At 60.5% G+C, this 20,930-nt stretch carries 17 protein-coding genes; 7 read left to right on the top strand and 10 right to left on the bottom strand.

The annotated features are described in order from the left end of the window. Window positions 1-246: 246 nt before the first annotated feature. The 4 genes from SJY21_RS15580 to SJY21_RS15565 form a co-directional block, all read right to left on the bottom strand. The gene (locus SJY21_RS15580; protein WP_377512813.1) at window positions 247-1,317 is read right to left on the bottom strand and encodes a hypothetical protein; all 1,071 of its coding nucleotides are present in this window, start codon (window positions 1,315-1,317) and stop codon (window positions 247-249) included. A gap of 65 nt (window positions 1,318-1,382) precedes the next feature. Further along, on the bottom strand, window positions 1,383-2,660 hold the full coding sequence (locus tag SJY21_RS15575) for an extracellular solute-binding protein (protein ID WP_377512811.1): 1,278 nt from the start codon (window positions 2,658-2,660) through the stop codon (window positions 1,383-1,385). 41 nt (window positions 2,661-2,701) lie between these two features. After that, entirely contained in the window at window positions 2,702-3,538 is an 837-nt protein-coding gene (locus tag SJY21_RS15570) for a carbohydrate ABC transporter permease (protein WP_377512809.1), read from the bottom strand. Next, the gene (locus tag SJY21_RS15565) at window positions 3,535-4,632 is read right to left on the bottom strand and encodes a carbohydrate ABC transporter permease (protein WP_377512807.1); all 1,098 of its coding nucleotides are present in this window, start codon (window positions 4,630-4,632) and stop codon (window positions 3,535-3,537) included. Before SJY21_RS15565 ends, SJY21_RS15570 begins: the two co-directional genes overlap by 4 nt. A gap of 88 nt (window positions 4,633-4,720) precedes the next feature. Here SJY21_RS15565 and SJY21_RS15560 point away from each other — a divergent pair, with 88 nt between their 5' ends. Next, window positions 4,721-5,755: a LacI family DNA-binding transcriptional regulator gene (locus SJY21_RS15560; protein ID WP_377512805.1), complete on the top strand. Its 1,035-nt coding sequence runs from the start codon at window positions 4,721-4,723 to the stop codon at window positions 5,753-5,755. Between the two features lie 37 nt (window positions 5,756-5,792). Here the strand turns inward: SJY21_RS15560 and SJY21_RS15555 are convergent, their stop codons facing one another. The 3 genes from SJY21_RS15555 to SJY21_RS15545 all read right to left on the bottom strand — a co-directional run bounded on the left by SJY21_RS15555 (window position 5,793) and on the right by SJY21_RS15545 (window position 8,812). Then, complete coding sequence (locus SJY21_RS15555; protein ID WP_377512803.1) at window positions 5,793-6,590, bottom strand: ATP-binding cassette domain-containing protein; 798 nt, start codon at window positions 6,588-6,590, stop codon at window positions 5,793-5,795. Continuing rightward, window positions 6,587-7,672 carry an ABC transporter permease gene (locus SJY21_RS15550; RefSeq protein WP_377512801.1) on the bottom strand — a complete coding sequence of 362 codons (1,086 nt, stop codon included), beginning with the start codon at window positions 7,670-7,672 and terminating at the stop codon, window positions 6,587-6,589. The genes SJY21_RS15555 and SJY21_RS15550 overlap by 4 nt, the downstream gene beginning before the upstream one ends. 120 nt (window positions 7,673-7,792) lie before the next feature. Continuing rightward, window positions 7,793-8,812: a sugar ABC transporter substrate-binding protein gene (locus tag SJY21_RS15545; protein ID WP_377513268.1), complete on the bottom strand. Its 1,020-nt coding sequence runs from the start codon at window positions 8,810-8,812 to the stop codon at window positions 7,793-7,795. A gap of 174 nt (window positions 8,813-8,986) precedes the next feature. Between SJY21_RS15545 and SJY21_RS15540 the strand changes: the two genes are divergently transcribed. Both SJY21_RS15540 and SJY21_RS15535 read left to right on the top strand, forming a co-directional pair. Next, on the top strand, window positions 8,987-10,183 hold the full coding sequence (locus SJY21_RS15540; protein WP_377512799.1) for an ROK family protein: 1,197 nt from the start codon (window positions 8,987-8,989) through the stop codon (window positions 10,181-10,183). A gap of 132 nt (window positions 10,184-10,315) precedes the next feature. Next, complete coding sequence (locus SJY21_RS15535; protein ID WP_377512797.1) at window positions 10,316-11,473, top strand: WD40/YVTN/BNR-like repeat-containing protein; 1,158 nt, start codon at window positions 10,316-10,318, stop codon at window positions 11,471-11,473. Window positions 11,474-11,476: 3 nt separating this feature from the next. Here SJY21_RS15535 and SJY21_RS15530 read toward each other — a convergent pair whose 3' ends face one another. Continuing rightward, window positions 11,477-12,010: a hypothetical protein gene (locus SJY21_RS15530; RefSeq protein ID WP_377512795.1), complete on the bottom strand. Its 534-nt coding sequence runs from the start codon at window positions 12,008-12,010 to the stop codon at window positions 11,477-11,479. Window positions 12,011-12,091: 81 nt separating this feature from the next. Here SJY21_RS15530 and SJY21_RS15525 point away from each other — a divergent pair, with 81 nt between their 5' ends. Then, window positions 12,092-13,093 (top strand): hypothetical protein, encoded by a 1,002-nt coding sequence (locus SJY21_RS15525; protein ID WP_377512793.1) that lies wholly within the window; start codon window positions 12,092-12,094, stop codon window positions 13,091-13,093. A 32-nt stretch (window positions 13,094-13,125) separates the two neighbouring features. Here SJY21_RS15525 and SJY21_RS15520 read toward each other — a convergent pair whose 3' ends face one another. Continuing rightward, window positions 13,126-13,542, bottom strand: coding sequence for a VOC family protein (locus SJY21_RS15520; protein ID WP_377512791.1), 417 nt, complete (start codon window positions 13,540-13,542; stop codon window positions 13,126-13,128). Window positions 13,543-13,629: 87 nt separating this feature from the next. On the opposite strand from SJY21_RS15520, the gene SJY21_RS15515 reads away from it, so the two are divergent. The 3 genes from SJY21_RS15515 to SJY21_RS15505 all read left to right on the top strand — a co-directional run bounded on the left by SJY21_RS15515 (window position 13,630) and on the right by SJY21_RS15505 (window position 19,874). Next, window positions 13,630-14,922, top strand: a complete 1,293-nt coding sequence (locus SJY21_RS15515) for an O-acetylhomoserine aminocarboxypropyltransferase/cysteine synthase family protein (protein WP_377512789.1) — start codon at window positions 13,630-13,632, stop codon at window positions 14,920-14,922. Between the two features lie 150 nt (window positions 14,923-15,072). Continuing rightward, complete coding sequence (locus SJY21_RS15510; protein ID WP_377512787.1) at window positions 15,073-17,907, top strand: hypothetical protein; 2,835 nt, start codon at window positions 15,073-15,075, stop codon at window positions 17,905-17,907. 65 nt (window positions 17,908-17,972) lie between these two features. Beyond that, window positions 17,973-19,874 (top strand): monovalent cation:proton antiporter-2 (CPA2) family protein, encoded by a 1,902-nt coding sequence (locus SJY21_RS15505; protein ID WP_377512785.1) that lies wholly within the window; start codon window positions 17,973-17,975, stop codon window positions 19,872-19,874. Here the strand turns inward: SJY21_RS15505 and cobT are convergent. Continuing rightward, entirely contained in the window at window positions 19,871-20,887 is a 1,017-nt protein-coding gene (gene cobT, locus SJY21_RS15500) for a nicotinate-nucleotide--dimethylbenzimidazole phosphoribosyltransferase (protein ID WP_377513266.1), read from the bottom strand. The genes SJY21_RS15505 and cobT overlap by 4 nt on opposite strands. Window positions 20,888-20,930 lie beyond the last annotated feature (43 nt).

Genomic DNA, 20,930 nt, shown 5'->3' with positions numbered 1-20,930 from the left:
AAGTGCGTCGCGGCACTCATTGCTGGACACAAAACACTAGATTCTGGACACGCTCACGACCCAGCCTTAGACTCAAAGTTCCTTTAGTGTCTGATTTTAATAGATTAATTTTATCCAACGCTTTGACATAAGTCCGATTCCAGGGTCGCCCACCATTTTCAAAGCTTTGTTTTGGCGTGGTAAACCGCGCGCAATGTTGCAAACATCGATGCGACCGGCCCCAAGGCGCGCCAGGACGGCTGCCGCCTAAAGCGTCAGCCGCTGAAGTTCGGCGGTTTCAACCGGGTCATAGGCCTGTCCGGACCGGTCAAGCAGATCGTGAAACCAAACTGAACGATCAGCCTCTCCGCCGTGGGCTTCTACCAGATCGGCAGGCCAGGGCAGGTGCGTTTGCGTCCGTCCTTGCACCAGCCCCCACTGAAAACATCCAACGTCCGAGTTCTTGAACAGTTTCAACTGATCACAAATGCGGCTGCCGATGGGGCGGGCCATCCATTCGGTGCACAGCACCGGTCGGTTGTGGGCCTTCAGGTAGCCTATGAAACCTTCGACGTGATCAGTGTCCCAGTAGGCGTGAAAGGTCACGATATCCGACAAGGCCAGTGCGGCCTGATCGATTTCGCTTTGATACGGATCGCCCGCGGCACCGGGAAGCGGCGTCACCCATGCGGCGACCGTGACGGGCTGTGTTGGCCGTTCGTCCCGGCACCATGCAAAACTGGACTGCATGAGCCTGAGGCTGGCGGCGGTAAAATCCGGCGCGTGTTGTCGTGAACCGGTGGGGCCAAAGATCATCCGGTTGCCGGGCTCGTTGTAAAGATCCCAGAACAGAATGCGCGCGTCCAAGCGATGGGCCGAAACCACGTCACGCACATATGCCTCGAAGCCTGCCCATTCGGCCTGATCAAGCAGGCTGGCCCGCCCGGGGCTTGCCACCGCGCGGCTGTTGTGGACGCCTTCGATCGGGGCGGGTTGGGGCCCGTATTCGGGTTCGGACCCACCAAAGCCGCAATCGTCGAAGAAGCAGGGCACAGTGGCAATGCCAAGCCGGTCCGCAACCCCGATGATCCAGTCGAGGCGTTCGAGCAGCCCGTCGCGGTCATGTTTCCAGACAAGGTAGTGCAGGTTGATGCGAAAGGCGTTGAACCCGATATCGGACGCCCAGCCAAGTTCGCGGGCGATGGTGTCACGATCAAAGGTATCGGGGTGCCACATCTCGAGGAAGTTGACGGCGCTAGAGGGCAAGAAGTTAAAGCCGCAGATCCAGGGCTTTGCGGCCCACCATGCAGTTGCTTTGGCTTCGCTCCAGCGTTCCATTCTCACCTTCCCCTTGATCAAGTCATCAAACGCCCTGCCCCGATCAAGGGACAGGGCTGTGTCGCTTAGCGGTCCAGCAGGTCCTGCACTTCGATCTCGGCATCGGCCAGGGCGGCTTGCACGTCCTTGCCGGTCAGCCAGATGGCCTGAAGCTCGCGGTTCAACACATCCTGGATCGCGCCGTAACGTTCGCTGGGTGGCGTATCGCGGGCGATGGCGGCGGTGCCGGTGTATTCATCGCGGTGCGGCAGGGCCGCGTATTCGTCGCTTTCCAGAACCGACGTCCTGACAGCCATGTGGCCTGTGCGGGCCCAGTCGATGTTATGGTCGTTGATAAAGGCCAGAACCTTTAACGCGGCCATGCGCTGGTCGCCCTCGATCGAGGCCGGAATCGCCCACATATGGCTGTCAGCCCATGTTGCGCCGTTTGCAAAAAGGGTCGGGAAATCGGCGACGAAATAGGTATTCAAGCCGGTTTCCGCCTTTGCCGCTTCTGCCGTGTAAAAATCAACGACCCATGTGCCATTCACCAGAATACCGGCTTCGCCGTTCAGGAACGCCTGCTGGCTGTCGGCATAGTTGAGTTGCGGGTCTGCCAGGTCGGCATCAAACAACTGGGTGATTGCAGTCACGGCAGCCTGCGCTTGTGGTGTGTTGATCGTGGCGGTGCCGTCATCTGTAAAGATGTTCGCATCCTGCTGCCACAAGAGGGCCAGAACCGTGCGCACCCCAAGCGGGAACTGGGCAAAGTCTGCGGCAAGATAGTCCTGTCCGGTTGCGTCCTTGAATTGCTGCGCATGGGCCAGCAGTTCTTCGGGCGACGTCGGCAGGACGGGCTTGCCGTCTTCAACCAGTCCGGCCTGTTCCATCAGGTCCATGTTGACGTGCCAAAGGTTGGCATGGAAATCCATCGGCACACCGTAGATGCCCCCGTCAAAACTGACGGCGTCCAGTGCGGCGGGGGACCAGTCGGACGGGTCGATGCCCGCGGCCGCAAGGTCGCCCGAAATTTCCGCAATCGCGCCAAGGCCAGCAAATTCCGGCACACGGTGGCGGTGCATGACGTGCACATCGGGTGCTGTGCCGCCGGCATAGGCGGCTTTAATCTGGTCGTAGTAGTTGCCCCAATCGGTCGGCAATGTGTTGATCGTCACGCCTTCGATTTCGGTATCGGCGGCATTGATGATGGACTGGATGATACAGGCTTCACCCACCGAGGCTTTCGTGTCCGTGCCCGCGTCCTCGCAAGCCCCGAAAAAGCGGCCCAGCGTGATCTCTTGCGCGGATACGCCCGTGGTTGTGATTCCTGCCGCGATGGCGGCTCCGATAAACAGGTGTTTCATGGGTCTCCTCCCAGTTGGTGTTGTGGAACGTTCGTTCCGGTTCATCCTTTGCTTCCACCTGCAGTCATCGCCTTGACCACATATCGTTGGAAGATGAGGAAAAGCAGCACGACCGGAAGCGAGGCGATGACCCCGGAGGCCATGACACGGCCCAGCCCTTCCGATTGTGCAAAGTTCGATTGAATGGATGCGAGGCCCAGCGTGATGGTGAAGTATTCGCGCTGCTGGGCCGAGACGAGCGGCCAGAGATAATCGTTCCACGCATAAAGGAACGTCAGGATGGCCAATGTCATCATGGCCGGACGGGCCAATGGCAGCATCACATACCAGAAGATCTGCAGCCACCCGACACCATCAAGGCGTGCGGCCTCCTCGATGTCGCTTGGGACGGCCTTGAAGAATTGCATCATGAGAAACACGCCAATGGGCACGGCCATGCGCGGCAGGATCAGCGCGTGATAGCTGTTGTGCCAGCCAAGGTCCGCGAACATGGTATAGAGCGGGATGAAAACGGCCTGTTCGGGCACCATCAACCCGATCAGACACAGGATCATCACGGGCGACTTGAACCGGAAGTCCAGCCGCGCCAGCGCATAGCCCGCAGTGCAGGACACGGCCAGCACACCCAGCGTCATCCCGACCGCGACAATCAGCGAATTCAGGAACCACATGGGCGTTTGGCCGAACGCGAACAGCGCCACGTAATTGTCCGCCGTGAAGGGCCATGGGACCAACCCGAAGGCGGTCGAGGATGTCGTGCGGGCCAGAACGTCATTGGGTTGGAACGACAGGGACACCATCCAAAGCGTTGGAACCAGCCAAAGGAACGCCGGAAGCGACAGGGCCGTCACAAGCCAGTAATACCGACGGTTCATCATGCGTCGTCCTCGCGTCCGGCCAGAAACTGCAGGACCGAAAACGCCCCCATGATCACGAAGAGGAACACTGCCATGGCCGATGCACGGCCCAGTTCGCTGTCACGAAAGGCCGTCTGATAGATGTAGCGCACCAGCACTTGCGTCGTGTCGTTGGGGCCGCCGCCTGTCATCAGGTGGGATTGCCCGAACACCTGAAAATGCAGTATGATCTGCAGGATGATCACCACGGTGATCGTGCGCTTCAGGTTGGGCAGGGTGATATACCAGAACGCCCGCTTTCCGGTCGCATTGTCCAGCGCGGCAGCTTCATAAAGGTCCTTGCTGATGTCTTGCAGCCCCGCCAGAAACAGGATCATTGCAATGCCAAGCGACCACCAGACCGTTGTGATGACAATTGCCGCCATTGCGAAGCGTTCATCCGTCAGCCAGACGATAGGCGATCCGCCAAAGGCTTCGGTGATATTCGCGATCAGCCCCTGACGGGGCGAAAACATGATCTGCCAGATCAGGGTCACAACCGTGACGGACAGCACCTGACTAAGGAAAAAGATAGTGCGCAGGACCGACATCACCCGCGTCTCCTGATTGAGAGCGGCCGCGAGAAGCAAAGCCGAGATCGTGACACCGGGCACCGCAAAGCCGACGAACACCAATGTGTTGCCAACCGTGGGCCAGAAACGACGGTCATACCACCGGCCCCCTTCGCCGGGATGAAACCCTGGTAGGAAAAAGAGCAAGACACACGCCAGCACCAGCGCGATGAAAGTTGTCTTGCTCACCCGGTTCATCCGGCGAAGGAAGATGGTAAGGCCAAGCCCCATGACCCCAAGAGCCTGGAGAACAGGGCTGGCCAATGCCGACCATTCGATATTCTGGCCCCACATGACACGGATGTAGTTCCTTGCCCCGACGAACTCTTTGGCATCGGCGTTGAACGCCACGGCCAACAGGTTCCAGTCATGCAGGCTGATCCAGATGCCGCGAAAGAACGGGTAAATCAGAAACAAGGCGTAAACGGACAGGAAAGGCAGCAAGAGCAGCCAGGCGGCTTGCACCTGCGACAGCTGACGGCGTGGCCCCCTCCCTTTCGACATGTGTTCCTCCCAAAACAGCCGATTCTTCTTGTGCTAAAATTATTAGCAATATTTATTAGCTGCAGGCAAGAACAAACTCAGGGCCCGCATGACCGACAAGAACGATCCCCTACCGAGCAAAGTCACGATGAAGGATGTCGCCCTTGCAGCGGGTGTGTCCCAATCCACTGTTTCTTTTGTGTTAAATGGTCAGGAGACCATGCGGATCAGTTCCGAGACCCGACGCCGGGTGCTGGAGGCTGTGCGCGAACTGGGATATCGACCCCGCGCAGCAGGCAGACCACCGAAAGCCGCAGGTCATCGGATTATCGGGTTGATGTTCGACGAAATCGCCACAAGCCCCTTCGCCTCGATCTCTATCGAGGGGGTGCAGGAAGAAGCCTGGAAACATAACGTTCTGGTCGAGGTCGTCATGACGGGTGGCAACGCGGCCTACGAATCTGCGATCCTGCGCAAATGGTCGGCTGATCGTGTCGAAGGCGTTGTCTATGGTTCGATCCTGACCCGACAGGTGACGCCACCAGACGCGTTGACACGGCACCGTGCGGTCTTGCTCAATTGCTATGACACCGAGGGCCGCCTGCCGTCCATTGTGCCGGCCGAACGACGCGGCGGCGAGGTGGCCACGAAAGCCCTGATCGACCAGGGACACAAAAACATCGCGTTCATATCAGGCGAGACATGGATGGAAGCCTCGGACCAGCGCATGGAAGGCTATGAACGTGCGTTGCGATCTGCGGGTATTCCGGTTGACCCGTCCCTGATTGTCGAAGGCAATTTCCTGCCCAGTGGCGGGCGAACTGCGGCCTTGAAACTGCTGGCCGGTGCGACACGGCCCGATGCTATCTTTTGCGCGAACGACCTCATGGCGGTCGGCTGCTACGAGGCACTGAAAGAACAAGGAGAGCACATCGGACAATCAATCGCCGTCATGGGCTATGACGATCAGGAGATCGCCCAGCACCTGTCCCCTGCCCTGTCGACCGTGCTCTTGCCGCATCGGGAAATGGGCCAGTGGTGCTCGGAATATATCCTGTCACCGGATCACACCGAAATGCCACAAGTGCGACTGGAATGCCCGCTCATTCTGCGCGACTCGCACGTGCGACCCGCTGGCGCGTAGCCCTGCCGACCTTGTCGTCGATTGACCATGTGCGCGCCTAGGGGACCGGTGCCTCTTTCGCGCCTGTCATGAAGGCCACGGCGTCAGACATCGTGTAATCCTTGGGGTCGATCACACAAAGCCGCTTGCCCAGTCGATGCACATGGATACGATCCGCGACTTCGAACACATGCGGCATGTTGTGGCTGATCAGGATGATCGGGATTCCGCGTGAACGCACATCAAGGATCAGTTCCAGGACGCGGCGCGATTCCTTGACACCCAGGGCCGCCGTCGGCTCGTCAAGAATGATGACCTTGGACCCGAATGCAGCGGCCCGTGCCACGGCCACGCCTTGTCGCTGCCCGCCTGACAATGTCTCGACCGCCTGATTGATGTTCTGGATCGTCATCAACCCAAGTTCAGACAGCTTGTCACGGGCGATTTTTTCCATTTTCGGGCGATCAAGCTGGCGCAGCCATGTCCCGCGAAAGCCCGGTTTGCGAATTTCGCGCCCCATGAACATGTTATCTGCAATGGACAAGGCGGGTGACATCGCAAGGGTCTGGTAAACCGTCTCGATCCCTTCCTTTCGGGCATCGGTTGGCGAGGTGAAATTGACCGGCCTGCCTTCAAGGAACACCTCGCCCTCGTCGGGGATAACCGCGCCCGAAATGGCCTTGATCAAGGATGACTTGCCTGCGCCATTGTCCCCGATCACGGCAAGGATTTCACCCGGATACAGATCGAAATCGCAATGATCGAGCGCCGTCACCCTGCCATAGCGCTTGACCAGGCCGCGCCCCATCAGGATCGGCTCGATCGCGGCGTTATTGGTGTTTTCCATCATAGTCATGCCGAAACCTTTCTGATCCACTGATCCACTGCAACAGCGCCAATGATAAGTGCGCCGATCAGCAGGTATGTCCATTGTGCGTCCGCACCGGCCAGGCGCAGGCCAAGGGTGAACACACCCACGATAAGTGCGCCAAACAATGGCCCCATGATTGATCCACGCCCGCCAAACAACGAGATGCCGCCAATCACAACAGCCGTGATGCTTTCGATATTGAGAAGCTGGCCAGAGGTCGGGCTGACGGACCCGATGCGGCCGATCAACGCCCACCCTGCGATGGCACAGATGAATCCGGTCACCGCATAGACCGAAATCAGCGTGCGCTTGACGTTTACACCGGACAGCTGCGCGGCTTCCGGGTCATCGCCCACTGCATAGATATGACGCCCCCAGGCCGTATGCTTGAGCACATAGGCCAGAAAGGCAAAGATCACGACCATCGCAATGACGCCAAAGGTGAATGTCGCGCCGCCACGTCCGTCCGCATCGGCGCCGACCTTGAAGGTTGACCCAAGAAACTGGAGCAGGGGTGCGTTCTGTTCAATCTCCTGACTGCGGATTGTTTCGTTGGCCGAATAAAGGAAGTTCGCAGCCAGCACGATTTGCCACATACCAAGGGTCACGATGAACGGCGGCAGCTTCATCACCGCAATCAACCATCCGTTGATCGACCCCATAAGCGTGCCGAACAACAGGCCTGTCGCCACGGCGATTTCCACGGGCAATCCGTAGCGAAAGGTGAATTGGCCCATGATCACGCTAGACAGAACAGCGATAGCGCCGACGCTCAGGTCGATGCCTGCGGTCAGGATCACAAGGCTTTGCGCGGCTGCGACGATACCGACAATCTGAACCTGCTGCAGGATCAACGTCAGTGCGAACGGCGAAAAGAACTTGGACCCCAACAGCAATCCGAACAAGACGATCGAGACCAGAAGAACGAAAAGTGGCACAAGTGCCGGGTTGACGTGCAGCGCATGTTGCAGTCTGGCAATCAGGCCCTTGCGTTCCGTGAAGGCGGCCACTGACTCGGATGCTTTTGGCTCGATGGCAGCTTCAAAATTCTCGGATTTGCCAGACACTGTTCGATCCCCTCATTGTAAACCGGATATCTTGCGGGAGCATATCCCAACTTTGAAAAAGGGCGGGAAGAAATCCCGCCCCCTTGGTTGCATCATACACGACTTGTGCAAATCAGCAGGTCAGCCCCAGCACAGATCCATGCCTTCGGCGACAGAAATGCTGTCGACACCGTCAGCGGGCTGATCCGTGACCAGTGCAACACCTGTGTCGAAGAAATCTTTGCCCGGGGTGTTTTCGGGCAACGTGCCGTCAGCGGCATAAGCGGCAATCGCCTGGATGCCCAGGGCGGCCATTTGCAGCGGGTATTGCTGCGCGGTCGCACCGATCACGGCATCCGCGATGTTTTGCACACCGGGGCAGCCGCCATCAACAGACACGATCAGCACGTCATTTTCGCGGCCAATTGACTTGAGCGCCTCGTAGGCACCCGCGGCGGCGGGTTCGTTGATGGTGTAAACCACGTTGATCGACGGATCGACGGCAAGCAGGTTTTCCATCGCTGTGCGCCCGCCTTCTTCGTTGCCGGCCGTGACGTCGTTGCCAACAATGCGTGGGTCATCTTCGTCACCGTTCACATTCGGGTCGGCCAGGTCGATGCCAAAGCCCTGCAAGAAGCCCTGATCGCGCAGAACGCCAACCGTTGGTTGCGACACGGCCAGATCCAGCATCGCAATCCGCGCATTCGCGGCCTCGTCACCCAGCGACGCTGCGGCCCACTGGCCGATCAGCTCACCTGCAAGGAAGTTGTCAGTCGCAAATGTCGCGTCCGCCGCATCAATCGGTTCAAGCGGCGTATCCAGCGCAATGACCAACAGACCGGCGTCCCGCGCTTGCGTCACCGCGCCAACGATTGAGGACGTGTCCGATGCCGTGATCAGGATGCCGGACGCACCATCAAGGATGCAGGTCTCGATCGCAGCAACCTGTGTTTCATGGTCGCCGTCAACCTGCCCTGCATAAGACCGCAGCGTGATGCCGGCCTCGGCGGCGGCCGCTTCGGCGCCTTCGCGCATCTTGACAAAGAACGGGTTGGTGTCGGTTTTGGTGATCAGGCACGCAGAGACCGCGTGGCTTTCAGCCATTGCAGACCCGGCAGATGTAATAGCAGCAAGCGCAGTGCCGATAAGCAGCTTTTTCATGATGTCCTCCCAGACGATTGTGTAGGTCAGGGCCTTTACCCCGACGATCATACGACAGGTCTTTGCCCGTCGCTTGACCCTAAGTGACGTGATTCTTGATCGCCTGTCAATTAATTAGTTAACTTTTCTTATTAATATGTTTACCTGTCCCACATGGCTGTTATGATGAAGGTCATGGAAGACGGACTTGTCAGATCGCTCAGCGCAGGGTTAAGCCAGAAAGGCGTTCGTGATCACAACGAACGGCTTCTTTTGTCGCTTCTCCAACGCAACGGGCCGATGCCGGGTAGCGATCTTTCGCGACTGGCCGAACTTAGCCCGCCGACCGTTTCAAGCATCCTGCGTCGCCTTGAAGGCGAAGGAATCCTCGAGCGGGGCGACCCGGTTCGGGGCAAGGTCGGCAAGCCGTCCATTCCAATGAAACTGGCTTCGGATGGTGTGTTTTCCTTCGGCCTCAAGATCGGGCGCAGATCCACGGATCTGGTGCTGATCGACCTGAACGGCAACCTGCGCGAGGAGCGGCGACTGACCTATCCCGCCCCCGTCCCTGAAGACATATTCGGGTTTCTGGACGACAGCGTTCACGCCATCATGCAAGGGATGGACCCGGCCCATGCGGCGCGCATCTGTGGTCTGGGGATTGCCGCCCCGTTCGAGATGTGGAACTGGCACGACCAGAGCGTAGATCTTTCGGCCGCTTTCATCCCTTGGGAACACATCGACCTGCGTCAAGAAGCACAGGCGCGCACGGGTCTGCCGGTGTCGCTGCTCAATGATGCCACCGCCGCCTGCCAAGCCGAACACACCTACGGGCGCGGTAAGGAGTTTCGCGATTACGCCTATTTCTTCATCGGTGCGTTTATCGGCGGTGGGGTCGTGTTGAACCATTCGGTCTTTGAAGGACGTCAGGGAAATGCGGGCGCACTGGGATCACTGCGCAGCATCGGTCCAAACGGCGAAAGCATGCAACTGGTCGATATGGCGTCGATCCACCAGTTGGAACTGCGCCTGCGCGAGGTCGATCTGGACCCACAGCAACTTTGGTCTGATCCCGACAGCTGGCATTCCCTGTCGCGCTATGTTGACCCGTGGCTGGGCCAAACCGCACAGGAACTTGCCAAGGCCGCCCTTTCCACCTGCTCGGTGATCGACTTTGAAGCGATCCTGATTGACGGCGCCTTTCCCGCAAGTGTCCGTGACGATCTGGTGAGCCGCGTGCGCCGTTATGTTGTCACCCAAGACACCCGCGGCCTGATCCAGCCGCGTATCGAAAGCGGCAGCATCGGCGGCAAGGCCCGCGCAATTGGTGCCGCGACGCGGCCAATTGGTGCACAGTTCCTGATGCAGGCAAGTGTCGGCATGACGGGATAAGCCAAATCCGCCACCCCAAGACCCTTGGGCGATCAACTGGGGCGAACGTGCCTTGGCGCGCCCGCGCAAAATCGCGCGCGGGTCGCGCTGATCCGTGCTATGATCCGCCGACTTTTCTGGAAAGGCGCACCGATGTCCACCGAACTCACCCTCCTTGTCGGCACAACAAAGGGGCTGTTTCTAATAAATGGCGGCGCGGATCGCACAGGCTGGGAAGTGACGGGGCCGCTGTGCGATGGCTGGACGATCAATCACGTGGCGGGCTGCGCGGACACGGGGCATGTGTGGGCCGCAGGTGGCGGTGATTTTCACGGGGCAGGCATTTGGCATTCATCTGATCGCGGCCAAACATGGGCGTTGACCCGCCTGACCAGTGGCGCGATGGACCAATGGGCCGCCAATGATCCCGACTTTGCGGCGATGATCGGCTGGGACGATACGCCCCTGCCCTTTGGCGACAGTTTTTCGCAGGTCTGGTCGCTGTCATTCGCCCATGGCACGCTTTACGCGGGCACCAAACCGGCGGGATTGCTGGCAAGCAGGGACATGGGCGCGACTTGGGAACGGGTTTCGGGGCTGACAGATCACCCATCGGCCAAAGACTGGCAGGGCGGCGCGGCGGGGCTGGTTTTGCACAGCATCGTGAATCATCCCGAAGACCCGCAAAAAATCTGGGTCGGCATTTCTGCCGCCGGCGTTTTCGCAACCGAGGACGGCGGCAAGACCTGGGACAGGCGCAACCGGATGTCCAACGCCGAAAGCTGCGGGAACCACGATCATCCAGCCGCGCCGCGTGACGGTGAAACAGGGCACTGCGTGCACAATATGATGCGTGCACCCGGCAGCGCGGACCTGCTGTATCAGCAAAACCACCACGGGGTCTGGCGTTCGCCGGACGGGGGGCGCAGCTGGGATGATATTACCGCGGGGTTGCCTTCTACGTTCGGCTTTCCGATCCGTGTGCACCCGCGCGACCGCGCGATGATCTGGACGATCCCGCTGAACGGCGACATGGCGGGCCGCTTTCCGCCTGACGGCGCCGCTGCGGTCTGGCATAGTCGCGATAGCGGGCAAACATGGCTGGCCCAGCGCGACGGCCTGCCGCAAAAGGCCTGCTTTTTCACCGTATTGCGCCAAGCCATGGCAGGTGACGCCCGGGACCCTGCTGGCCTTTATTTTGCGACCAACAGCGGATCGGTTTTTGCCAGTCTGAACGCGGGCGATCACTGGGACGAGATCGCGCGCCACCTGCCAACTGCCCTGTGCATCGAAGCTGTCGATTTCACCTGAAAGTCAGGGAATAAGCACCTCGTTGCGGTTGAACTGCGCGAAATCAGAGGTGCCATCGTCATAGGTGATTTCCACATAAATGCTTTGAACAGATTCAGGTGGCAGCGTGATGTAGGGCAGAAAATTTTCGATATCTATCATCGCGTTGGGTTGGGCAAACTCGGTGTTGCACGGCTCCATCGGCACAGTGGTATTGGCCGGTTCGCCGTTGATGCCATAGCGCACCTCCCACAGCCCGCAGCGCCAGCTCATCAGATGTGTGAAATAGACCAGATCCTGCCCGTCATAGTTGCGCACGGCGACCCAGTTGGATTTGGTCATCCCCAAGATCGGGCGGACCTCGATCGCGGTCGTGTATTGGCCTGTTGGCACCTGTGGTTCGGGTTCGCGCCCTTCCAGACCATCACCCGACCCTTCGTCGATCGGATCAAGTTCGGGGACCAGTTCCGCAATCTCGGTGTCATTGCCATCAAGCGGGGGCGATGGCTCGATTCCAAGGGCGATGCCGATGACATAAGGCAGGAATAATTCAAACACGTGCAAATCTCCTCTCGGCACGGCTTTTGCCGCGCGGTTTCTCAATCTATACTGCCCCGAAATATGAGGGACAAAGCGAGTATGGCGCGAAAGGCAAAAACAGGCCAGCGTTTCAATATCATGGTCATCGGCCAGAACGGACGGCTGCAATACGAGGCGTTGTTGTTCGTGGCGTCACTGCGCGCCTATTCCCCTGCGTTTGACGGCCGCGTGATTGTGGCCGAACCGCAACCCGGTCCCATGTGGAAAGGCGAAACCCGCATCACCGGCGATGTGCGCGCCGCGTTGGAAGAAATGGGCGCCGAAATCGTGCCGTTTGAAAACGAACATTTCGGGCAGGATTACCCCTATGGCAACAAGATCGAAGGGTTGTCCACCCTGCCCGCAGGCGAACCATTTGTGTTCTTTGACACGGATACGCTGATCACGGGCGATATCGCAAAAGTGCAATTCGACTTTGCGCGCCCCGCCGCCTCCATGCGCCGAACCGGCACCTGGCCTGAAGAAGAACTGTATTGGCCCGGTTACACGAAAACGTGGAAGTCGCTTTATGACAAGTTCGGGCTGGCGTTTGACAGCACGCTGGACCTGTCACAACCCGATGAATACTGGGAACGCTACCTTTATTTCAACGCCGGATGGTTTTATGGCGCGGACCCGGCTGCATTTCGCGCTAGGTTTCTGGAATATGCCTTGGCGATCCGTGATGACCGCCCCGAAGAACTGGTGCTGCAATCGCTTGATCCATGGCTGGATCAGGTGGCGCTGCCGCTGGTCATTCATTCCTTAGGTGGTGGCCGACCGGGGCCGGAACTGGATGGACTGGACGGCGATGTAACCTGCCATTACCGGATGCTGCCGCTGCTATATGCGCGCGAAAGCGATCATGTGGTGCAGGCGCTGGAAGCGGTCGCAACACCCAACAAGATCAAGAAGCTGCTGAAGAACTATGAGCCGTTCAAGCGGATGATCTATCAGAACCGCGGCGAAAAAGTGCGCGCACTGTTTGATCAGAACGACATGCCACCGCGCGAACGCCAGGTGCGCAACATGATCAAGAAGAACGGCTTCTGGATGCGCTAGGCGCAGGATTTCGTATTTTGGAGCGCAAGACGTCAGGCGCGCGCAAAAATGTCGGCGTTATCGGCCAGCCCCTTGATTTCAATCGGATTTCCAGACGGATCACGAAAGAACATCGTCCATTGTTCGCCCGGCTCGCCCTTGAAACGCACCGAGGGTTCAATGATGAAATCCGTGCTACGAGCCACCAACCGGTCGGCCAGCACGCGCCAGTCGCCCAAGGGCAGCACGATCCCGAAATGCGGCATCGGCACGCGATGATCACCGACCTGCCCTGTCGCGGCTGTCGCCATCGGTTCGCCCAAATGTAGGCTTAGCTGATGGCCAAAAAAGTCGAAATCGACCCATGTCGCCGTGCTGCGCCCTTCAATTGCGCCCAAGTGACCGGAATAAAAGTCGCGTGCGGCGTCAAGATCGCGAACATTAAAGGCCAGATGGAACGGATGGGGCATGTGATTTTCCCTTTTGCGCTGTCGCGCGTTGAGGTGGCGCGGCTTTCCCCGTAAACCTAGCGGCAAGTAACATCAGGGAGAAGACCTATGACCGACACGCCATCACTTGGTTTCGACACGCTGCAAATCCACGCAGGTGCAAACCCCGACCCCGCCACCGGTGCACGTCAGGTGCCGATTTACCAGACCACGGCCTATGTGTTTCGCGATGCCGATCACGCGGCGAAACTTTTTAACCTCGAAGAGGTCGGCTATATCTATTCGCGCCTGACCAACCCGACGGTGTCGGCGCTGGCCGAACGGATTTGCGCCCTTGAAGGCGGCGCAGGGGCCATTTGCTGTTCCAGCGGACACGCCGCGCAGATCATGGCGCTGTTTCCACTGATGGGACCGGGCAAGAACATTGTCGCCTCGACCCGTCTTTATGGTGGCACGATCACCCAGTTCAGCCAGACGATCAAACGTTTCGGCTGGTCCGCCAAATTCGTCGACTTCGACGATCTGGACGCGGTGAAGGCCGCGATTGACGACGACACGCGTGCGGTGTTCGGCGAGGCGATTGCCAACCCCGGCGGTTATATCATGGATGTGCGCGCCGTGGCCGATATTGCCGATGCGGCAGGCCTGCCCCTGATCATCGACAACACATCGGCCACGCCGTATCTGTGCCGCCCGATTGAACTGGGCGCGACACTAGTCGTGCATTCCACCACCAAGTACCTGACGGGCAACGGCACCGTCACCGGTGGCTGCGTTGTGGATTCGGGCAAGTTTGACTGGACCGCCAGTGACAAGTTCCCGTCCCTATCGCAACCCGAACCTGCCTATCACGGGTTGAACTTTGGCGCGGCACTTGGGCCGATGGCCTTTACGTTCCACTCCATCGCGATTGGCCTGCGTGATCTGGGCATGACGATGAACCCGCAGGCCGCGCATTACACGTTGATGGGCATTGAAACACTGTCCCTGCGCATGGATCGCCATGTGCAAAACGCGCAGGCCGTGGCCAATTGGCTCGAGGCGGATGATCGCGTGGATTACGTCACATATGCGGGGCTGGAAAGTTCGCCCTATTACGGCCGGGTCAAGGATGTCTGCCCCAAGGGTGCGGGTGCCTTGTTCACCTTTGCGGTCAAGGGGGGCTATGATGCCTGCGTCAAGCTGGTCGATTCACTGGAAATCTTCAGCCATGTTGCCAACCTTGGCGACACGCGCAGCCTGATTATCCACTCGGCCAGCACGACCCACCGCCAGCTGTCACCCGAACAACAAGAGGCCGCAGGGGCCGGCCCGAACGTTGTGCGCCTGTCTATCGGCATCGAAAGTGTTGATGATCTGATCGCCGATCTGGATCAGGCACTGACCAAAGCGACCGCCTAAGTATTCGGGGGGCCGCGGATTGGCCCCCCAAACCATCTGATTTGGACAAAAAGACACGCAGGCGCTTGGACTTGGCGAAAACCTGCTATAGCTTTGCGGCAACGCAAGGGGGCGCTTTTCCCCCACCCATCGGGATGATACAGCCGCGCAATGACGCCGAATTTCGCACTTTCACTTTCGTTCGAGGGGCTTCGCCTGCTGCACCGTGTGCAGGGGGGCTGGCACCTTGTTGGCGAAGTCGCGCTGGACGTCGACGATCTGGGCGCCGCGCTGGCCCGATTGCGCGCACAGGCCCTGACCATCGAACCCGATGGTTTGCGCACCAAGCTGCTGATTCCGAACGAGCAAATCAAGTATCTTGCACTGGATACGACCCGCACCGAACTGGACGATGTGCGCGCGGCACTGGACGGCACGACACCCTATAGCGTGGCCGATCTGGCGGTTGATTTCACCAAGGGCGGCGGGCGCACCTATGTGGCCGCAGTCGCCCGTGAAACCCTCGACGAGGCGGCCGCTTTCGCAACCGAGCACGATTTCAATCCGGTCTGCTTTGCCGCCGTGCCCGAACCGTTCACCTTTGTGGGCGAGGCGTTTTTTGGTGCGCTTGACGGGTTTGATGTCAGCCGTGACGACGACGCGGTTGTCGTGATCGGGGTTACAGATATTGCGGCGGGTGCACCAGAAGCTATTGCCGCGCCCGAACCGGACGCAGAAACCCCGCCCGAGCCCAAGCCCACTTCGGACCCAGACCCGACACCCGAACCCGACATCACGCCAAACGATCCCTCTGGCATGTTCGAAGAACTTGCGCTGGCAGCCTCGGCCCCGGATGAAACACCGCCCGAGGACGCGCCCGCACAGGCGTCTGAGGCCTCGGATGAACCGGTCTTTTCCGCCCGTCCGCGTGCACCGCTTGCCGCCCCTGCCAAGGATGCGCCGACACCAGAAGCACCCCCGGTGTTTGCGCCTGCGCGGGCGGCGCAACCGGCTGCCGACACGCGTATGGATCCGCCGCCATTGGCCGTGCCGCAGGGAAAAAACACCAGCCCGATGCCGCCGCTTGCCGGCGTCAAGGTGGATGACAGCGATGTGGCCCCAGCACCTGTTGCCGCATTGCGTGCTGATACGCCCGAACCCGCAGCCGCCCCCGCCGTGACAGGTGTGGCGCAAACGGCCGTGCCAGATGCCGAAGCCCGGCACTTTGAGACCATCGTGCCGGTGCAAGCGCCAAAGGGCGATACGCCCGAACAACCTGAAACCACTGACGACACGGCCCCTGCGCCCACCACCGCGCCAGCGCCGCTGTCCGCCCCCGCCCCGCTGGCCGCCCCCGCCCGCGCGCCTGATCCTGAAAAGGCCGACAAGCCCGGCCTGTTTCGCAGCCGCCGCAAGGAACGCGCCGAAAAATCAGGCGCGGCAGATGCCCCCGCACAACCGGACGAAAAAAGCCGGATGACCGTCTTTGGCGCGCGCAAGCCCGCCAAGACAAAACCCAAGGTCGTTGTTGGCGGCAAGCCACGCTTTCTGGGGCTGATCCTGACCGCAGTTTTGCTGCTGTTCCTGATCGCCGTGGCCGCCTTTGCCGCCATCGTGTCCGAGGACGGTTTGGCAGGTTGGTTCAACCGCGGCACCGTGGAAACAGCCGCAACCGATCCGGTTGCAGAGCCCGTCATACCTTCCGACGTTGATCCGGCATCGGGGGTGGCCGGCCTGGATGACAGCGGTGACATGGGGCAAGGCGGCACCGATGTAGCAGTGACGCCAGACGCCCCCGAAGCCGCGCCGGTGGGACAGGTCCTCAGCCCCGCCGAAGCTCAGCGCATTTACGCCGCAACAGGCGTTTGGCAAAGGGCCCCCCGCATACCCCTGACACCGCGCACCGATAACATAGATACCGTAGCCGTTGCCGCGACCCGGCCCATCGAACGTCAGCAAACACCTGAAATACCTGACTTTTCGCTGGCCGCGCAGGATGGGGCCTATCTTGCACCCGTCAATCCGCCCGCGCCCGGCACCGATTTCCCGCGCGATGATCGCGGTTTTGTTCTGGCCACGCCCGAAGGGGCGTTGACGCCGGACGGTATCATCGTGATCGCGGGCCGCCCGCCGGTCTTGCCACCGGTGCGTCCCGGCACTGTTGCACCAGAGGTTGTCACCGCGCCCGAAGTCACGCCGGACGTCGAGACGACGCCGGATTTTGTATCCGCCGCGCCGGTTGAACCAACACTGCGGCCCCGCACGCGACCCGAAAGCGCCGTGGCTGACACGGCCGAAGCCGCGCCCCAAGACCCTGCAACAGCCGGTGGCGTTGCCCTGACCACGCTGCGCCCGCAAACCCGCCCCGAAGGGATTGCGCCCTTGGCGGCCGCCGCGCCCGAACCTGATGCGCGCCTGTCGGGGTTCCGCCCGCGCCTGCGCCCTGCCGGTCTGGCCCCTGCGCCAGAACCGGCACCTGAACCCGACCCCGAAGTCGAAGTTCCGACCGCCGCCGAACCGCCGACCCTGGAAATTGCACCCGAAGTTGCCGCCGCCATTGCCGCGGCCCAAACAGCACAGACCGCACCCGCGCCCAGCCTGATCGTCAACCCCACGCCGCAGGCGATCACCGCATCGTTGCGCCCCGATACCCGGCCCCGCAACTTTGCCCGCGTTGTGACCCGCGCGCGTGAAAATCAGGCCCGTGTCGCGCAACAAGTGGCCGTTGTCGCGCCGCAAACCGTTGCACCAAGCGGGCCGATTTCCGGCGGGGTTGCGCAGGCCGCAACGCTGGAAGGCGCGCTGAACCTGCGCGACATAAGCCTGATCGGCGTCTTTGGCACGCCCGATGCACGCCGCGCCTTGGTCCGCATGAGCAATGGTCGCCTTGTGCGCGTGGGTGTCGGCGACCGTCTGGATGGCGGGCGCGTGCAATCCATCGGTGACAGTTCGCTGAACTACACAAAACGCGGACGCACGGTTCAACTGGAAATGCCCAGCGGCTAGGCGTGGCACCGCTGATACACATCGGGCCAATGCGTTGTGGCACGCCCCTCAACCGATAAGGCTCCATGGAAAGCTTTCTGTTCCAAGCAACGATCTATCTTGGCGCGGCCGTCATTGCCGTGCCCTTGGCTGCGCGCCTTGGGCTTGGATCGGTGCTGGGTTATCTGCTTGCGGGGATCGTGATTGGCCCCGTGTTGGGGTTGGTCGGCACGGAAACGCAGGATTTGCAGCATTTTGCCGAATTTGGCGTCGTGATGATGCTGTTCCTGATCGGGCTGGAGCTTGAACCGCGCGCGCTTTGGGACATGCGGCACCGGCTGATCGGCCTTGGCGGCGCGCAGATCTGGCTGACAACGGCGCTGATCATGGCCGCAGGCATGGTCCTTGGGCTGGCCTGGCCCACGGCGCTGGCCGTTGGCATGATCTTTGCGCTGTCCTCCACGGCTATCGTTTTGCAGACCCTGTCTGAAAAGGGGTTGATGCAGACAGGCGGTGGCAGATCAACGTTTTCGGTGCTGCTCACGCAGGATATCGCTGTCATCCCGATGCTGGCACTTTTGCCGCTATTGGTGATCAGTTCGCCTGTGGCACTGGCGCCGGACGGGTCGATGCAACTGGCAGACGAACACCACGCGGATGCAAGTCACGCCAGCCTGAGCCTTGTTGACGGCCTGCCCGGTTGGGGCGTGACCCTTGTGACGCTGGGCGCGGTTGCGGTGATCATTCTGGCTGGCATTTTTCTGACACGTCCGGTGTTTCGCTACATCCACCACGCGCGTCTGCGCGAAATGTATACGGCACTGGCCCTGCTGATGGTCGTGTCAATTGCCGTGCTGATGGGGTTGGTCGGCCTGTCGCCCGCGCTTGGCACATTTCTGGCCGGTGTCGTGCTGGCCAACTCCGAATTCCGCCACGAACTCGAGAGCGATCTTGAACCCTTCAAGGGTCTGCTGCTGGGGCTGTTCTTTATTACGGTCGGGGCGGGGATCAACTTTGCAGTTCTATATGGTGATCCCACGCGCATCATGGGTCTGACCGCAGGCGTGATCGTGACCAAGGGCGCGGTGCTGTATCTGCTGGCCCGCCTGTTCAAACTGCACGGGCGCGACCGCTGGCTGTTCACGCTGGGCCTTGCGCAGGCGGGTGAGTTCGGTTTTGTGCTGATCTCGTTTTCATTGCAACAGGGGGTGCTGGGCCAGGGGCTGTCGGAAACCCTGTTGCTGGTCGTTGCCCTGTCGATGCTGGTCACGCCGCTGTTGTTCATCGTCTTTGAATTGCTCAGCCGGAACATGGCCGGTGATCACGACCACCCCGAGGATGAAATCGACGAGGTCGGGCAGGTGATCATTGCCGGAATCGGGCGCTTTGGACAGGTTGTGAACCGGCTTGTGCAGGCGTCAGGGTTCAGCACCGTGGTGATCGACAACAATCTGGCGACAGTCCAGACCATGCGCACCTTCGGGTTCAAGGGATTCTTTGGTGATCCGACCCGCCCCGACCTGCTGCATGCTGCGGGCCTTGACGATGCGACCGTGTTGGTTGTCGCGCTGGATGATCGCGCGGCGGCGATCCGGCTGGTCAGTTATGCCCGCAAGGAACGCCCCGATTTGCACATCGTCGCACGTGCCCAGGACCGCACCCATGTCTACGAACTGTTTCAGGCAGGCGCGAATGACATCGTGCGCGAAATGTTCGACAGCTCGCTGCGGGCGGGGCGCTATGTGCTTGAGAACATGGGCCTTTCCGAATTCGAGGCGAATGAAGCCGAAATGGCGTTCTACCATCAGGATCGCGCGTCCCTGCGCGATCTTGCCGAGTTGTGGAAACCCGATGTGCCGATTGAACAAAACGCCGCCTACGTGGCGCGCGCGCGCGAAATGAACAAGGCGCTCGAGACAGAGCTGACCGCCAAACTTGACGCCGATCAGGTGAAAAAGGGCGCCGCAGGCGGGCGCCCCAAGGCCTAGCCAGCGGCGACGCCTGCCTCGGCAAAGGTGGCCATGCCGGAATGGCAGGCGACAGCGCCCTTGAGGATGCCAATCGCAAGGGCCGCGCCCGATCCTTCGCCCAGCCGCAGGCCAAGTTGCAACAACGGTTCCTTGCCGATTTTGGCCAACAATGCTGCGTGCGCCCCTTCCGCACTTTGATGCCCTGCGACCGTGTGATCCAGCGCGCCGTCCTGCGCCTGCGCCAAAGTCGCAGCGGCGGCGGTGCAGATGAACCCGTCAAGAATCACCGGAATGGAATAGGCACGTGCGGCAGCAATTGCCCCCGCCATAGCCGCAAGTTCGCGCCCGCCAAGACAGCGGAGCGCCTGCAACGGATCACTGGCGGCTTCCGGATTTGCGGCCAGCCCGCGCGTGACAACATCGATCTTGCGCGCAAGGCCCGCGTCGTCAACGCCGGTGCCCCGCCCTGTCCAGTCAGCGGCGTCACCGCCAAACAGCGCCGTTGCGATGGCAGCGGCAGACGTTGTGTTGCCAATTCCCATTTCGCCTGTGACCAGCAGGTCGGCGGATTGATCAACGGCGTCCCACCCCGTGCGCAGGGCGGCGATCACTTCATCCTCCGACATCGCCGGGCCGGTGGTGAAATCTGCGGTGGGGGTGTCGAGGGACAAGGCATGGACATCCATGCGCGCGCCAAATGCTTTGGAAAGCTGGTTGATTGCAGCGCCGCCATGTTCGAAGTTGGCAACCATTTGCACGGTGACTTCGGGCGGGAAGGCAGACACGCCCTGCGCACAAACGCCATGGTTTCCAGCAAAAACAATTACTTGCGGGTTGTTTATTTCGGGGCGGTCCGTGCTGCGCCATGCGCCATACCAGATCGCAATATCTTCAAGCCGCCCCAAAGCGCCCGGTGGTTTGGTCAACTGGCCATTGCGGGTCTCGGCCCCGGCGCGCGCCGTTTCATCAGCCGCGGGGGCCGTGGCAAGGGTGGCGCGAAATTCATCCAAAGTGGTAAAGGGGGCTGGCATTTTCGTCCTCGCTCTGGTCATGCTGGCCCCCTGTCTAACGCCT

It is taken from the genome of Octadecabacter sp. R77987, from assembly GCF_042466115.1.
Lineage (GTDB): Bacteria > Pseudomonadota > Alphaproteobacteria > Rhodobacterales > Rhodobacteraceae > SW4.
This window is presented reverse-complemented; position numbering and strand designations above follow the sequence as displayed.

What these genes read in the sequence shown, in the direction of transcription:
- SJY21_RS15580 (WP_377512813.1), bottom strand. Translation starts at nt 1,317, where the DNA reads ATGGAACGCTGGAGCGAAGCCAAAGCAACTGCATGGTGGGCCGCAAAG.
- SJY21_RS15575 (WP_377512811.1), bottom strand. Translation starts at nt 2,660, where the DNA reads ATGAAACACCTGTTTATCGGAGCCGCCATCGCGGCAGGAATCACAACC.
- SJY21_RS15570 (WP_377512809.1), bottom strand. Translation starts at nt 3,538, where the DNA reads ATGATGAACCGTCGGTATTACTGGCTTGTGACGGCCCTGTCGCTTCCG.
- SJY21_RS15565 (WP_377512807.1), bottom strand. Translation starts at nt 4,632, where the DNA reads ATGTCGAAAGGGAGGGGGCCACGCCGTCAGCTGTCGCAGGTGCAAGCC.
- SJY21_RS15560 (WP_377512805.1), top strand. Translation starts at nt 4,721, where the DNA reads ATGACCGACAAGAACGATCCCCTACCGAGCAAAGTCACGATGAAGGAT.
- SJY21_RS15555 (WP_377512803.1), bottom strand. Translation starts at nt 6,590, where the DNA reads ATGACTATGATGGAAAACACCAATAACGCCGCGATCGAGCCGATCCTG.
- SJY21_RS15545 (WP_377513268.1), bottom strand. Translation starts at nt 8,812, where the DNA reads ATGAAAAAGCTGCTTATCGGCACTGCGCTTGCTGCTATTACATCTGCC.
- SJY21_RS15540 (WP_377512799.1), top strand. Translation starts at nt 8,987, where the DNA reads ATGGAAGACGGACTTGTCAGATCGCTCAGCGCAGGGTTAAGCCAGAAA.
- SJY21_RS15535 (WP_377512797.1), top strand. Translation starts at nt 10,316, where the DNA reads ATGTCCACCGAACTCACCCTCCTTGTCGGCACAACAAAGGGGCTGTTT.
- SJY21_RS15525 (WP_377512793.1), top strand. Translation starts at nt 12,092, where the DNA reads ATGGCGCGAAAGGCAAAAACAGGCCAGCGTTTCAATATCATGGTCATC.
- SJY21_RS15520 (WP_377512791.1), bottom strand. Translation starts at nt 13,542, where the DNA reads ATGCCCCATCCGTTCCATCTGGCCTTTAATGTTCGCGATCTTGACGCC.
- SJY21_RS15515 (WP_377512789.1), top strand. Translation starts at nt 13,630, where the DNA reads ATGACCGACACGCCATCACTTGGTTTCGACACGCTGCAAATCCACGCA.
- SJY21_RS15510 (WP_377512787.1), top strand. Translation starts at nt 15,073, where the DNA reads ATGACGCCGAATTTCGCACTTTCACTTTCGTTCGAGGGGCTTCGCCTG.
- SJY21_RS15505 (WP_377512785.1), top strand. Translation starts at nt 17,973, where the DNA reads ATGGAAAGCTTTCTGTTCCAAGCAACGATCTATCTTGGCGCGGCCGTC.
- cobT (WP_377513266.1), bottom strand. Translation starts at nt 20,887, where the DNA reads ATGCCAGCCCCCTTTACCACTTTGGATGAATTTCGCGCCACCCTTGCC.